Source organism: Coleofasciculus sp. G3-WIS-01 (assembly GCF_040223135.1).
Classification (GTDB): Bacteria; Cyanobacteriota; Cyanobacteriia; order Cyanobacteriales; family Coleofasciculaceae; genus Coleofasciculus.
Genome location: NZ_JAVJZI010000072.1, coordinates 23,716 through 38,912 on the forward strand (window position 1 = coordinate 23,716; position 15,197 = coordinate 38,912).

Consider the following 15,197-nt stretch of genomic DNA (forward strand, 5'->3'; position numbering starts at 1 on the left):
ACCGAATAGGGGTTAAATTATCCCAAGATCCAACTACTAATTTACTTCTAATCTACACAGGTAGGATGATACATTTCTACAGTCTCAAGAGACTCTTATGATCCACATAATAATTATCAATTAGTTGTATAATTTCTTCATAGTCAAAATTATCCGCCAGTTTCAGCACCTGCGTGACAAAGGCAAAATAGTCAGAATTTAAGTGTTGGAGTCTCTCAATTACCTGCTGTACACCTTCAACGTCACCAATTTGAGCAGCTTCATACAGCGGAAGCAGTTCTTCTAGAGGTGGTAATATTATGTCGGATTCTGTAAAAAAACTTGTTATAATTTGATTTGAATTATCACCAACTTCCTCAGATATAGTTTGGTTATGGTTGGCATCAATTTCGGTAAAATATGACCAGGATAAGTTCGTGGGTACGTCTAAGTCAAACCAAAATTTACTGCCCACATTAGGAGTACTTTCCAGAAAAATTTCGCTTCCCATTAAGGCGATTATTTTTTGGCTAATGGTTAGTCCCAATCCGGTTCCTTCTGTACTATGTGAACTCTCCATCACTTGCTCAAAGGGTAAGAATATTTTTTCCCATTGTTCTGGGATAATTCCTATGCCTGTATCCTCGATTTCAAACCGAATTTTTGCACAAGTTATTTTGGCTTTATCTGTTTTCTGGGGTAAGGCATTTTTCTGCTGATTCAGTTCACAACTGTAACTCATGACACTCACTTTTAAAGTGACAGTACCTTGATGAGTAAAGTTGATGGCATTAGAAAGCAGATTAATTAAAACTTGTCGCAGTCGCTTTTCATCAATATATATTTCTGGAGGCAGTGAGTTGAAGGGAAGATAGGTGAATTTAAGTTTTTTTTCTTGGGCTTTAAACTGGAATAGTTCAGCGAGATTCGTTAAAAATAAACAAAAATCAATATAATCGGGAAATAATTCGAGTTTTTTAGCTTCAATTTTAGATAGATCTAAAATATCATTAATCAGCGTGAGTAGGTGACTACCGCACTGATAAATAACGCCAAGCCCCTTCTGTTGCAAAGGAGTGCAGTCTGTAGCTTTTTGCAGTAGTTGAGCGTAACCCAAAATCCCTGTGAGGGGGGAACGGAGTTCATGACTCATGTTAGCAAGAAACACCGTTTTGGCTCGATTGGCGGCTTCAGCTTTCTCAACGGCTTGGTGCAATGCGACTTCGGTTTGCTGGCGCATCTGAATTTCTTTCAGTAGCTGTGTATTTTGCTCAACGAGTTGTTGAGAAAGTCTCTGAAGACGCAATTGATTCTCAACTCGCGCCACGACTTCTGGGGCTTGAAAGGGTTTAGTAATGTAGTCAACACCGCCAACGGCAAAGGCTTTTAGTTTATCAGCCGTTTCATTTAAAGCACTTAAAAAAATGACAGGAATTGAACAAGTTGCTGCGTCTTGTTTTAAGGTAGAGCAGACGGTATAGCCATCCATTTGCGGCATTTTGATGTCGAGGAGAATTAAGTCGGGCGGGTGAGAACGAACGGTTTCTAGTGCAACCTGTCCATTAATTGCTTTTCTGACTTTGTAACCCTCTAACCTGAGAATGGCAGCCAAGGAGCGCAGGTTATCTATATTATCATCTACAATTAGAATACTCGTTAGTTTGTCTGACATAAATTCTCTCTTATTGCGTTGAACTCATTTTAAAATTGGCATGATAAATTGGCAGGAATGGAGTATTCAGCGACTGTTTGATTTCTTCCTCCTGCTTTAGCTCGATACAGCGCTTTATCGGTTTGATTAATCAAGGTTTCTAGGTTAACTAAAGGGTTAGGAATTAGACTGGACACGCCTAAACTTAAAGTGACATAGTGACTGATATCTGAACTAGCATGAATAATCTTGAGATTTTCCACGCTTTGGCGGATAGTTTCGGCAACATGAATCGCCCCTTGGGCATCTGTATTGGGTAAAATGACCGCAAATTCTTCACCGCCGTATCGGGCGACTAAATCGGCGGGACGTTTGACTATTAGGCGGATTTTTGTGGCTACTTTTCGCAGACAATCATCTCCGGCTTGATGTCCATAGGTATCGTTATAGAGTTTAAAAAAATCGATATCCCCTAAAATTAAGGAAAGGGGGAGTTGCTCTCGAAAAAGTCGTTTCCATTCTCGATGAATGTATTGGTCAAATTTGCGGCGATTGGCGATTCCGGTTAAGCCATCGATAGTCACTAACTGTTTGAGTTTCTGATTTGCCTCAAATAAGGCAGTTTCGACTTTGAGCCGCTGCATTAATGTGCCTAACTGAGCCGCGATAAGCTGAATTAATTCGATTAATCCGGGTTCGGGTTCACTCCTAGCTTGTTTGAAAAAGACTAAAATAGCTAACACGCGATCGCGAAATAAAATCGGAACACCTACACTCGTGTTCATATCCAGATTTAACGCCTTCTCAACACAAAGATAATAGCCAGCCGATTCGGCAGAAATCTCTGTACTCCATTCCGGCTTTTTCGACAACCAAATCCGCCCCGGTAATCCTATATTCGGGGCAAACGTGGTGGTTGTTCGATGATATCTGAATAAGTCAAAGGTGGGAGCGCGACTGTACCATCCCCGACTACATTCTAGGAGAGTTCCTTTGGCATTGGGAATCCAAGCTTCGGCAAAATCCCAACCAATCGTCTGGCAAATTTTCGTTAACGTGATGGTTAGGGCAGAATGAAAATCATCGGTTTGACTAATCCTGTGGGTAAGGGTGAGTAAAAGCTGTAATTGAGCATTTTGTTCCTGAAGTTTCTTTTTTTGAGCGAGGAGTTCTTGGCGTTGATGGGCGATTATTAAGTTATTGTTAACGCGGATTAATACTTCTTGCGCCTGGAAGGGTTTGACAATGTAATCCGCCCCACCAACAGTAAAAGCTTTTAGTTTATCCGCTATATCATCTAAGGCACTCAAAAAGATAATTGGAATCCTTTGAGTTGCGGCGTTGGCTTTTAGAGTTGAGCAAACGGTATAGCCATCCATCTGCGGCATTTTGATGTCAAGGAGAATTAAGTCAGGCGGGTGGGAACGAATGGTTTCTAATGCCATCTTGCCACTAATCGCTTTTCTCACTTTATACCCAGCGCGGCTGAGGATGGCAGCCAGAGAGCGGAGATTATCGGGATGGTCATCTACAATTAAGATATTCGCTTTAACCTCTAACATCGCTGCCCTCCTCCGTCATAAGTAATAAGTCTATTGTATAGCCAGGTTTAGGAACTGTAGGGGCGGGTTTAGGGACTAAATTCAGATATTCACCGATAACGGAACAACAAAACCCGCCCTCCTCAAGAATAACGGAACTAATTATCTGAATTAATGACAGCTTGAGCGAGCTGAATAATCAGAGGAAACTGGAAATTGTGGGCAAGATGCCTTAGAGTATTGATCACAATAGTTTCCTCTGGCGGAATTTTATCAATCAGCGACAAGATTTCTTCATCATCACAAAGCTGTGCCGCTTCAGAGAGGCTTTCAATCCAGGCTAGAGGCATCACCGATAACCGTTCAGGAGTTAGCTGATTAACGTTAACGGGTTGATCTTTTGAGTCAGAATCTGCATAAATATAGCGCACTCCCAAATAGTTTTCCATCTTGGCAAACAAGGTTTCCACTTGAAAAGGTTTGCTCACATAATCATTACAGCCAGCTTGGAGTGCCGAGGTGCGATCGCGCTTGGAGGCATAAGCCGTTAGGGCGATAATAATAGGGGTTTTACCGTCTCCTTGGCAACGAATCTGTTGCGTCGCCTGGTAGCCATCCATAATCGGCATCCGCATATCCATCCAGATCAGATGGGGTTGCCACTCCTGCCACAATGTCACGGCTTCTTGTCCATTTTTCGCCTCACGCACCTCTAATCCTGGAAAGGTTAACAGCTTGAGGATAATTTTGCGGTTTTCGGGTTTGTCGTCAACAACGAGAATCCGGTAGCCGGGTTGATTGGGAGCTAATCCAATAACTCGGCGGTAAGTTTGAACGGGTTCTATATCTGATGCATCAGCCAGGTGAATCGGAATCTCAAAGCTAAACGTGCTACCTTGATTCAGTTGGCTACTCACCTGAATATCACCACCCATGAGTTGGACAAACTTACGACTAATCGCTAACCCTAAACCTGTCCCTTCATTTGCCACTTTCCCGGCGTGAGTTTGGATAAAGGCATTAAAAATAATTCCTAATTCCGTTGGCGCAATTCCCACGCCGGTGTCGGAAATTTCAAAGCGAAGATGGTAAGCTTGTGCCTGCTGAGGCTTAGGGTTGAGCGCTACTCGTAACCTAATACTACCCTTTTGGGTAAATTTAATTCCATTACTGAGCAGATTTATCAGAACTTGGCGCAATTTGTTACTATCTGCCTGGATATATTGGGGAACCTCAGCCGCCATATCCAAGTAAAGCTGCAACCCTTTAGCCACTGCTCTTTGCTGAAACATCTCCTGGAGCGATCGCACCAAGGCAATTAGGTCAAAACGGCTCTCCTCGATGCTAATACATCCGGCTTCGATTTTCGATAAATCCAAGACATCATTAATTAAACTGAGTAAATGATTACCACTCTTATTAATAATGTCCAAATTTTCTTGTTCCTCTGGGGTAATCACCGGATCACGACTCATCACCTGGGTAAACCCCAAAATAATGTTGAGGGGAGTACGCAATTCATGGCTCATATTCGCCAGAAACATACTTTTTGCCAGATTCGCGGCTTCGGCGGCGGCTTTTGCCTGTTGTAGAGTTAACTCTGTCTGTTTGCGTTGAGTAATGTCTCGTAAGGCAATCACATAGGCAGGTTTTGATAACCATTGAATCGGAGTTGCCTTCATTTCTGCCATCCGCAATTCCCCACTCAATTGCACCAACTGGATTTCTGTGGTTTCTGCCAAGGGCATTCCCCACTCATACTTAAGTAACGTGTCTAGAGTCATATCAAAAAGCTGGGCGGCGGCGGGGTTAGCAAAACAAACCTGACCCTGGTTATCGACGATCATGATCCCGTCGGAGGTAGCGGTAATGATGGTTTTGAGTCGGGTTTCACTTTGCTGGAGTTGTGCCTCAAACTGTTTGCGCTCCGTAATGTCGCGCACAAAGGCGGTGAATACCACCTGATTACCTAGTATTAGCTTAGAGACAGAGGCTTCCGCCGGAAACTCTGTGCCGTCTTTGCGGCGGCCAAAAATAGCTTGGCGCTCTCCCATACGCAGCGCTTTCCCCTGAGACTGACTGAAGCTTTTAATATGCTGATGATGGGCAATTGCGTAGCGGTTGGGTAGGAGTACATCCAAGGGTTGATTCAACACTTCACTCACCCTATAGCCAAACATCTTTTCTGCCCCTTGATTAAATAAGATAATCCGTTGATTGGCATCGACGGAAATAATCCCATCACTGGCGATTTCTAGAATGCCGGCAAATCGAGCTTGGGAAGCCCGGAGTTTCTGTTCAATTTGCTGGCGGATTTGCAGTTGCTGTTGCAGTGCTTTGGTGCGTTCAGCTACCCGAACTTCTAGGGTGGCTTTTGCCTTTTGCAGATCGAGTTCGGTTTGCTTGCGAAGCGTCACATCTAGGGCGGTGCTAATCACCATGCGCCGCCCATCACTCAGTTTACCCAAGGGGGCGGAATAGAAATCCCAGATGCGAGTTGAGCCATTACGAGTGATAATCATATATTCGCCTTCGGCAATGGAGTGATCCAGGCTATAGAGTCGATCAATGTTTTCCCGAATTAAGTCTTGGCGAGTGCCGTGGGCTTTTTGGGTCCAATGTGCGATCGTGGGTATGTCTTGATGGGTGTAACCTGTAAGTTTAGTCCAAGCCTGGTTAATCTGCACAACTTCGCCATCTTCAGCATGGAGCATAATCGGTATGGGTGAATAGAGTACAGCACGACGAAAGCGTTCCTGACTCTCTTGCAGCGCTTGTTCTGACTGTTTACGAGAGGTAATATCCGTCAGCGTCACCACACAGCCTTGAACCTGTTTGTTGGAGTTCAACAACGCCCGCCCACTTAGGAGCAAATGGAATTGTTGCCGATCTTCTCGCCCAAAAATGACTTCAACCCCCTGAAATGTTTCTCCATTCAAAATAGTTGTCATCGAAAAGGGTTGGCTTGAGGTAGAAGACGATGATAAAATATCATCTGTCTCATCTTCCCTCTGATTAGATGGGGGGAAAACAAGTGGAAACACTACATCGAAGGGTTGAAATATAGGATTTTTTCCACAAAGTTTATGAGTAGCAAGACTGGTGCGGATAATAGTTCCGCTTTGATCACAGACTACAATAGCATCAGCCACTTGTTCTAGAATGGAACGAGCCAGTTTTTCTGCTTCAACTATTTTCTTTTGTCGTTTATTTTCAGTTAAGTCTGTTACGATTAAGCAATTTACATCAACTCCCTCTAGGGTTATTTTGGTGACCGATAGATGTACGGGTATCTCTGTTTTGTCACTGGCGATGAGGCAGAATTTACCTTGACTACATCCCGCTTCATCTTGCTGCAATAGGGCTTCAAATATGGGCATTTCTAGAGGGAGTAGGTATTGTTGAAAGTTAGAGCCAATAACGGTTTCTAAGTTTCTTTTCAAAAGTTTGGCTAAACGATGATTACAATACAGCAGCATTCCTGTAGATGTCAGGGTAGCGGCTCCTTCTTTCATTTGTTCCACAAAGAGTCGATAGGGTTCATCGGCACTCTGTAAGGTAAAAATCTGGTCGCCTTCAGGTCCGGATACGACTAATGCATCCACCTCACCCTGGCGAATTGCCTGCAATGTTTCTTCCGCAACAATCAGGCGATCGCGTAAGTCTTTAATTTCTTTTTCTAATTCCTCCCGTGTTTTTTCTTTCATCGACTTAATACCAATTTTCCATGATGTTGCACCCTATCCTAAGCCTCTGGGATAGGAGAATTTATTCATTACACGATTAGAGATAAATGGTATAATATTGGGTAATTTATATAGTAGGATAATTTTTCGGCACAATATCTAGCCCCACAATAATTTTTTCGGTTTTGGACATATCACCAATAATTCGTTGTAATGGCAGGGGCAGTGTTTTAATCAGGGTGGGTGTGGCAAAGATTTGCGCTTGCTGAGCCAGTTCCGGCTGTTGATAAATATCAATAATGTCCAAGGTGTATCGTTGGGGAAGATAGTCTTCACAGATACTCTTGATTGTTTCAATGGCGCGGATAGACTTTAACGTCGTCCCAGCAATATACAAGCGGAGACAGTATTCAACCCTGTTGTTTTGAATCAGAGCTTGCTCAAAGGCGTCTGTGGAACTTTTTAGGTTTTTTTCATCCATGATTTTATCCTATTTCTTTATCCATAATAGTCCTGTTCCCTTAAGCCTGCTACCTCCTCGCCTCTGCATCATGTGGTGGCTCGCCGCAAATCGAGTCCCACCAAAACTTTTTCGGTATTGGATAAATCACCAATAATTTGTTTAATCGGTGGCGGGAGTTTTCGCACTAATGTCGGAATTGCCACAATTTTGTCTCCTTTAGCAAGTTGAGGATTTTCTAATAAATCAATCACTTCGATATGATATTGACTATTCAGGTGTTCCTCACAGATTTTTTTTAAGTTAGCAAAGGCTTTAATGGATTTTGGAGTTTGTCCTGCCACATAGAGGCGCAATTGCCAAATCTCTGGTATGGGATTGCTGATTTCTGTTTGAATTTCCATGATTAAAAATACTTGATAGGATCTGTTGGTTTTAATCGACTGATACTAGGGAAAAGAAATTCCCCACACCCCAAAAACTACCCGCCCCTTCAAGGGAGATCCGCCTGACGAAGCTGCGCGATCGCGACTCGGTTATGTTGTAGATTATCGTAGTGGGATTGCTCCTGTTGTATCATCGTCTCTATATCTTCCTGTTCCCGTTCCAGTTGTGCTTGTAAGGCGGTAATTTGGGATTGGATAACCGCTTTCTGGCGGGCAAAATCGCGGCGCTTGCGTTCAAACTCCTGTTTTCGGGTCAAATTGGCGGCGTTTTCTTTTTCCTCTTGAATTCTTCGCGCCGTACCCGTCAGCACCATTCCTTCTCCCAAATACACATCGACTAACTCGACTCCCTGCTTGGTGAATTTTAATTCCCGCACCTGATGGGAGTGTTCCATCCCACGAGATTTAAGGATAAAAAATACACGGTTGCGTTCGCCATTAGTCTCCACAAAGCGCACCTCTAACCACGTATCCATTAACGAAGAAACACCCATCTCAGTCTGCTCCATCGGCATCCCCCCTTGAATTAAATTCGTTAATAAAACGGTAATTTGTTGAGATTTTAGCAGATCAATCAGACGAAAAAGAAAGGCTTTTGCCTGAGAGACAGTACCTCCCATGGCAAGATTACTCATTGGGTCAATAATCACAACCGTTGGCTGAAATTCTTTGATAAAACTGTGGATTTGTACCAGGTGCATTTCTAAGCCAAAAGCCGTCGGGCGTTTCGCCTGAAACCGTAACAAGTCTTGGCTGACAAATTCGGCTAAGTTAATGCCAACTGAGCGCATATTGCGGATAATTTGCTGCGGGGCTTCTTCAAAGGCAAAATAGAGACAGCGTTCGCCCTGACGACAAGTGGCTTCAGCAAAATGGGCGGCTAGGGTAGTTTTCCCCGTTCCCGCCGTACCCGTGATCAGAATACTGCTACCGCGAAAGTATCCCTCCCCTCCCAGCATGGTGTCGAGGCGTTCAATACCACTTGATATTCGTTCCTCGGTTACGGTATGATCTAATCCCACTGATGTAATCGGTAACACAGTAATCCCCTCTGAATTAATCAGAAAAGGATAGTCATTTGTGCCGTGATTAGAACCCCGGTACTTGACAATTTGCAACTTGCGGGTTGAGATATCTTCAAAGAGGCGGTGATCGAGGCGAATCACGCAGTCGGAAACATACTCCTCAATGCCATAACGAGTCAGGGATTTTTCCCCTTTTTCCCCCGTAACAATCGCTGTAACCCCTTTTGTTTTCAACCAGCGAAACAACCGCCGCAATTCTGCCCGGACAATCGCTGTATTCGATAAGCCGGAAAAGAGCACTTCAACGGTATCTAAAACAACTCGCTTAGCACCGATGGTGTCAATGGCACTTCCGAGGCGAATAAATAAGGCTTCTAAATCATAGTCCCCGGTTTCTTCAATCTCCTGCGGGTCAATATAAACATAATCAATCGAGAGTTTTTTCGCCGCCGTCAGTTCGTCCAAATCCCAACCCAAGGAGGCGACATTTTGGGTCAATTCTGCCGCCGTTTCTTCAAACGCCATGAACACACCGGGTTGTGAGTAGTCTAGGATACCCCGGACGAGAAACTCCATCCCCATTAAGGTCTTACCACACCCGGCTGTTCCACAAACTAGGGTGGTTCGCCCTAAGGGTAATCCCCCATCAGTAATGTCATCCAATCCTTTGATCCCCGTGGGGCATTTGCGAAGTTGATTTTTGGCTAATGTGGTTTGTGACAAGGATTGCCTCTCCTAGAATTTTGTCAGTGGTGGATGGGTGAAAATTAGCCACCATTATCCATCACCTCATTTTATCGGGAAAAAATGAGGAATTTATGACGGAGGCAGGGGGAAATGATGACGGGCGAGAAGGACGTGATATTATCGTTAAAACGCAGAGGAACGCAGAGGGAAAGCGCAGAGGGGCGCAGAGGGGGGTAGGGGACGGGAGGGGCAGCTGGAGAAGTTTCTTAAGCAACAAATGACGAATAACTGGATATTACGGAACCGACGCTTTATTAGCTGGCAATGTAAAATAGAAGGTACTTCCAGAACCGAGGGTACTTTCTGCCCAAATTTTCCCCCCATGTTGCTGTATAATACTGCGGCAAATTGCTAATCCTAAACCAGTACCTCCTTTTTGGCGAGAATCGGAAACATCGACTTGCTGAAATCGCCCAAAGATGCGTTCAAGATGCTCAGGGGGAATTCCGCGTCCTTGATCTGTAACTTGAAATAAAATAGAATCTGACTGATGTTGGACACTCACGGTGATCGTCGTATTGCTATCAGAGAACTTGATGGCATTACTCAACAGATTTGTCAGGGTTTGAATAATGGTATCAGGGGCAACATAGACTTTAGCCGATAGGGGAGTCACCCGGATAGAAATTAAGGCTGCATCCGCGATCGCTTCTATCGCTTCGACGGAATGTTGGATTAAATCTGTCACATCACAAAGTTCCTTGACTAGCGTCACTTGACCGGAATCCAAGCGTTCTAAGCTGAGGATGTCATTCACCAGGCGCCCTAAGCGATCGCAGTCTCCCGCTGCAATCTCTAGCATCCGTTTGGCTTTTTCGGGTTGATTGTCATAGACTCCCATCTTGAGTAAGCCCAGAGCACCGCGCATTGAGGTGAGTGGGGTGCGAAGTTCATGACTAACGAGGGAGATGAATTCATTTTTCATCCTTTCTATGGCTTGACGCTGGGTAATATCTTCACCAATACTCATGGTTCCTGCGATCGCGCCAGTAATATCTCGTAACACACTATTATTCCAAGCAATCAGTCGTTCTTCACCGGATTTCGTCAGAATGAAGTGCTGATAGTAGGTGTGGCTGTTGTGGTATAAGAGTTCATGAAAAATCTGTTTAAGCTGCTGCTGCTCGGAGGATGGGATAAACGTATTGAACCAGTTTTTGCCTAAAACTTCCTCTTGAGTATAGCCAGTTAAGCCTAAGCCAAAGGGGTTCATATACTCCACATCCCCCTTCCAGTCTAAGCCGACAACCATCAGTTGCACATTCTCCAACAGCGAGCGCCATCGACGTTCAGTTTCTTGCAGGATCTGTTGTGTCTGATGATGTACACGAATCTCTTGCTGTAAGCAGGTATTTTGTTCGGTGAGTTGCTGGGTTAAAGCCCGCAGTTTCAGGTGAGTCTTGACGCGAGCTAAAATCTCTTCAAGCTGAATCGGCTTGCTGATATAGTCTACAGCGCCCAAATTTAGCCCCTTAATCTTGTAACTGGGATTCGCGCGATCGGCAACCGCTGTCATAAAAATAACGGGAATATCTTTAGTTTTCTCCTGAGATTTTAAACGACGACAGACTTCAAACCCGTCCATTTTTGGCATCACCACATCTAACAAGATCAGATCCGGTAAGGTTATTGCCAAAGTTTTTAACGCTTGCACACCACTTTTAACCGCGAGGACGTTAAACCCTGCCTTAATTAAACAATCTGAGACTAATTGAAGATTAGCCACAGTATCATCAACTAATAATATTTTGGGCAATCGGGAGGACATGAAAGGACTAGCATGACTGAATTGGGCAAAAAGCGGCACGTTGCCATTTTCATTTTTACATAATTTGGCGGGTCTGAACTCAGACCTTGCAACGTTTTGCTCAATTCTATTTTCTCTATCACCCTATTTTCGTTATCAAGCCATCTTTATTTATTGCCGCTTGAGTGCTAATTCATGTTAATGACTCACCATCCAAGGGCGTCCATTCTTCTGCTGACTATACTGGGGCGTTGTCGATTCCGTAGAACGCTTTACCAGTCGCGGTTCCTTTTGTTTGGGTAAACTCCCCGAACTTAAATTCACCATGGGCGCAGAAAATACCCGTTTCGCCACTACCTGACAGGTTGGACAAAGCAGTGGTGTTCCCGCTTCTGCCAATGTGCGCCATTTCTCAAAATCCCCACAAGTATCACAGCGAAACTCATACAACGGCATATCTTTTTCTCTCCTTTTATATATCGTAGGGTGGGCATTGCCCACCCGCCTCATCTGAACGTGCTATTCGACTTAAGTAGGGTAAAAATAACTAACCCCTTAACAATGGACTTATGCCTTCTTCTACTAAGTTGGCAGAATCTGCTGCTCAAAAATTTCTGTAGGTAAGGCTAATGTACAACAGGCATTAGGAATATCCACAATTCCACTGATCCGCCCTTCAATAGGCGCACAACTTAAAAGTAAATAAGCTTGTTCTCCCGTAAAACCAAACTTTTTTAGGTATTCAATTGCATTTAAACAAGCCCGCCGATAGGCGACATGGGCATCTAAATAATATTGCTCTCCAGTCACTTCATCAACAGAAATTCCCTCAAAAACTAAATACTCTGAATAACGTGGTTCAACCGGTCCCGGCTTAAAAATCGGATTAATCATCCCATATTTTTCTACACCCCCTTTAATAATATCGACATGCAAGTCAATATAACCCGACATTTCAATCGCACCGCAGAAAGAAATCTCACCATCGCCCTGGGAAAAATGAATATCTCCCATAGATAGTTTCGCCCCATCTACATACACCGGAAAATAAATTCGTGAGCCTCTCGATAGATTCTTAATATCACAATTTCCCCCATGTTCACGCGGCGGAACTGTGCGGGCGGCTTCAGCGGCAACTCGGTCAAATTCTGCCCCTTTCAACGAACCTAAAATTGCATTTTGCGGGTTGGGTAATGCGGCTAAGGGTGGCACACGATTAGGATTTGTTGCCACCAATTCGGCTTCCCGTTTATTCCATTTTGCTAATAAGTCTGCCGACGGCGCACAACCAATTAAACCGGGATGAGTAATTCCCGCAAATCGCACCCCTGGAATATGCCGAGAACGAGTATAAATACCCTGTAAATCCCAAATGGCTTTAGCCGCATTGGGAAAATGATCCGTGAGAAATCCGCCGCCATTTTCTCTGGCAAAAATACCCGTAAATCCCCATTCATCCCCCGGTAATGCGCCAATATCTAATAAATCAACAACCAGAATATCGCCCGGTTGCGCCCCATTCACATAAATGGGTCCACTCAACACATGCACCACCGTTAAATCCACATCCCGCACATCATCTGGGTTATCATTATTTTTAATTTGCCCATCTGTCCAATCTTTACATTCAATGCGAAATACATCCCCAGGATTGACAGAAACCACGGCGGGAATATCAGGATGCCAGCGGTTATGACCGACTAAATCCTGTTCTGACATGGGTTTAGTTAGGTCTACTTTAAATAGAACGTCGGGCATAGAATTTTTTGATCAATGGATTGTTTTGTTATAACTATTCAACGAGAAAATAACGAATTATTACTGTATAATTAACTACAAAAATCAATCATTCATCTGACTCAAGCGCCGATGGCTTGACGTAACCATTGAACTTGACTCCATTGTTCCGTTTTATGGGTTAGCTTTATGGGGATTTCAATGATAAACTCTGTCCCGATACCAGATTGAGAATTAAAGGTAATTTTTCCTTTGTGTTTTTCAATGATTTGATAACTTATCGCTAATCCCAATCCTGTCCCTTGTCCTACAGGTTTGGTGGTGAAAAACGGTTCAAATAAATGCTCTTGCAAATGGGCGGGAATGCCTAAGCCATTATCGGCTATCCGAATAATAACGGTCGAGTTTAACTCAGAAATTTCTGTGCTAATCTTAATCTGGGGTTGAAAGGAATCATTCTGTTTATTTTTTTCTTCTAACGCATCAATGGCATTATTCAATATATTGATAAATACTTGATTAAGTTGACCCGGATAACATTCAATTTTAGGTAATTTACTGAATACTTTAGTGACTTCAATAGGCGATATGTTGGGCTTTTTAGTGAAGCGATTCTGTAAAATTATTAAAGTACTATCCAACCCCTGATGTAAATCTGTTGTCTTCATTTGTGCTTCATTCAAGTGAGAAAAATGCTGTAGCGATCGCACAATTTGCTGAATCCGAACTACGCCGTCTCGAATAGAGTTGAGGGCTTTGGGAAAGTCTGTCCTGAGAAAGTCAAGCTCAAGGGCTTCCATTGCATCTTGAATTGGGGCATTTGGGTGAGGATAATGCTGTTGATAAAGATCGATCAACGTGAGCAAATCCCGCCCATATTGATGGGCAAAGCTAACATTTCCGGCAATAAAGCTGATCGGATTATTAATCTCATGAGCAATACCCGCCACTAACTGTCCCAAGGATGCCATTTTTTTCGTTTGTACCAACTGCGCTTGGGTATTTTTAAGTTCACACAAGGCAAGTTCTAACTGATAAGCTTTTTTTCGTTCCCCGGCTTCTGACTCCCGCAAAGCCTCCTCCGCTTTTCTGCGATCGCTAATATCCCGATGAGTCCCCGTCATCCGTACTGGGTTACCCGCTTCATCCCACTCAAAGACTTTACCACGAGACAAAATCCACTTCCATTCCCCAGTTTTACATTGCATACGAAATTCGACTTCATAGGTAGGAATTAACCGCTCAAGATAAGCATTCAATACCGCTTTCAATCTCAGAAAATCATCAGGATGCACCAACTCATGAAAGGATTTAAGATTATTTTCAATCTCGTCTTGTTCATACCCCAGCATTGTTTTCCACTGAGGATTAAAATAAATATATCCAGTGGTTAATTGCCAATCCCACAAACCCAAATCGCTACCCGATAACGCCATTTGCAGTCGTTCTTCGGAAATGCGTAAGGCTGACTGAGTTAAAACCTGATTCAGACGTTGAGATTCTTGGCGTTTCTGTTCGTCAATAGCATGACGCAATGCCCGAATAAATCGGTAACTTTTGAGATTTTCTGTCACCTGATCATCGGATGTCCCCGCTTGAATAACTTGTAGGTTTACGATTTGATTTTCCTTAGCGCTTAATCCGATAATTGGCAGAGTTAAGCCTAAATGTTTGATCTGAGTAACAGTATCGAAAACGTGAGGATCAGCCGGGGAAACATGAACAACCAGAAGATCAAACTCTTCCTGACTTAATCGAGCTAGGGCTTGACGGCTCTGCCTAACTTGTTGAATAATAAACGCATATTGAATTTCAGAACATAATCCTTCTCCCAGTAGTTTTAGGGTTTGGTAACCCTCTTCGACGATGAGAACCTTGAGCGATATAGGGTTGGGGTTGAGCGTAGGGTCTAGCACGGATAAGATATGCCTAAGAATCTGTTTCTACTCAGTTGGACTGTTATTTAAGAGGGAAGATAGTGCTGTAACAAGTTAAACTGTGATAGTTTATTAACTGAACTACAGTTAGCACGCCTACCCTGGTTATAATTTATATTCACAATGCTTGAAAAGCTCTGCCAATTTATTCAAATCCAAATAAATTTTGTAATGAGTGTGCTCTAGATATAACCTCAGTTCAATAACCAAAGTTGGAGGTTACACTACGCCAAACTTGGGT

At 43.5% G+C, this 15,197-nt stretch carries 10 protein-coding genes; all 10 read right to left on the minus strand.

Annotated features, from left to right (window positions below; all coding sequences use genetic code 11):
* Window positions 1-76: 76 nt before the first annotated feature.
* The 10 genes from RIM23_RS07460 to RIM23_RS07505 all read right to left on the minus strand — a co-directional run bounded on the left by RIM23_RS07460 (window position 77) and on the right by RIM23_RS07505 (window position 14,935).
* On the minus strand, window positions 77-1,651 hold the full coding sequence (locus RIM23_RS07460) for an ATP-binding response regulator (RefSeq protein ID WP_446365829.1): 1,575 nt from the start codon (window positions 1,649-1,651) through the stop codon (window positions 77-79).
* Between the two features lie 29 nt (window positions 1,652-1,680).
* Window positions 1,681-3,192, minus strand: coding sequence for a diguanylate cyclase (locus RIM23_RS07465; RefSeq protein ID WP_446365831.1), 1,512 nt, complete (start codon window positions 3,190-3,192; stop codon window positions 1,681-1,683).
* Window positions 3,193-3,329: 137 nt separating this feature from the next.
* On the minus strand, window positions 3,330-6,878 hold the full coding sequence (locus RIM23_RS07470; protein ID WP_446365833.1) for a PAS domain S-box protein: 3,549 nt from the start codon (window positions 6,876-6,878) through the stop codon (window positions 3,330-3,332).
* A gap of 106 nt (window positions 6,879-6,984) precedes the next feature.
* Window positions 6,985-7,338: a circadian clock KaiB family protein gene (locus RIM23_RS07475; protein ID WP_446365835.1), complete on the minus strand. Its 354-nt coding sequence runs from the start codon at window positions 7,336-7,338 to the stop codon at window positions 6,985-6,987.
* Between the two features lie 68 nt (window positions 7,339-7,406).
* Window positions 7,407-7,721 (minus strand): circadian clock KaiB family protein, encoded by a 315-nt coding sequence (locus RIM23_RS07480; RefSeq protein WP_446365837.1) that lies wholly within the window; start codon window positions 7,719-7,721, stop codon window positions 7,407-7,409.
* A gap of 89 nt (window positions 7,722-7,810) precedes the next feature.
* Window positions 7,811-9,511: a circadian clock protein KaiC gene (gene kaiC, locus RIM23_RS07485; RefSeq protein ID WP_446365839.1), complete on the minus strand. Its 1,701-nt coding sequence runs from the start codon at window positions 9,509-9,511 to the stop codon at window positions 7,811-7,813.
* 259 nt (window positions 9,512-9,770) lie between these two features.
* Entirely contained in the window at window positions 9,771-11,342 is a 1,572-nt protein-coding gene (locus tag RIM23_RS07490; RefSeq protein WP_446365841.1) for a hybrid sensor histidine kinase/response regulator, read from the minus strand.
* Between the two features lie 138 nt (window positions 11,343-11,480).
* The gene (locus RIM23_RS07495) at window positions 11,481-11,738 is read right to left on the minus strand and encodes an FmdB family zinc ribbon protein (RefSeq protein WP_446365843.1); all 258 of its coding nucleotides are present in this window, start codon (window positions 11,736-11,738) and stop codon (window positions 11,481-11,483) included.
* Window positions 11,739-11,864: 126 nt separating this feature from the next.
* Window positions 11,865-13,040: a formamidase gene (gene fmdA / locus RIM23_RS07500; RefSeq protein WP_446365845.1), complete on the minus strand. Its 1,176-nt coding sequence runs from the start codon at window positions 13,038-13,040 to the stop codon at window positions 11,865-11,867.
* Between the two features lie 101 nt (window positions 13,041-13,141).
* Complete coding sequence (locus tag RIM23_RS07505) at window positions 13,142-14,935, minus strand: ATP-binding protein (protein ID WP_446365847.1); 1,794 nt, start codon at window positions 14,933-14,935, stop codon at window positions 13,142-13,144.
* Window positions 14,936-15,197: the final 262 nt, after the last annotated feature.

What these genes read in the sequence shown, in the direction of transcription:
- fmdA (WP_446365845.1), bottom strand. Translation starts at nt 13,040, where the DNA reads ATGCCCGACGTTCTATTTAAAGTAGACCTAACTAAACCCATGTCAGAA.
- RIM23_RS07495 (WP_446365843.1), bottom strand. Translation starts at nt 11,738, where the DNA reads ATGCCGTTGTATGAGTTTCGCTGTGATACTTGTGGGGATTTTGAGAAA.
- RIM23_RS07480 (WP_446365837.1), bottom strand. Translation starts at nt 7,721, where the DNA reads ATGGAAATTCAAACAGAAATCAGCAATCCCATACCAGAGATTTGGCAA.
- RIM23_RS07465 (WP_446365831.1), bottom strand. Translation starts at nt 3,192, where the DNA reads ATGTTAGAGGTTAAAGCGAATATCTTAATTGTAGATGACCATCCCGAT.
- RIM23_RS07470 (WP_446365833.1), bottom strand. Translation starts at nt 6,878, where the DNA reads ATGAAAGAAAAAACACGGGAGGAATTAGAAAAAGAAATTAAAGACTTA.
- RIM23_RS07475 (WP_446365835.1), bottom strand. Translation starts at nt 7,338, where the DNA reads ATGGATGAAAAAAACCTAAAAAGTTCCACAGACGCCTTTGAGCAAGCT.
- RIM23_RS07460 (WP_446365829.1), bottom strand. Translation starts at nt 1,651, where the DNA reads ATGTCAGACAAACTAACGAGTATTCTAATTGTAGATGATAATATAGAT.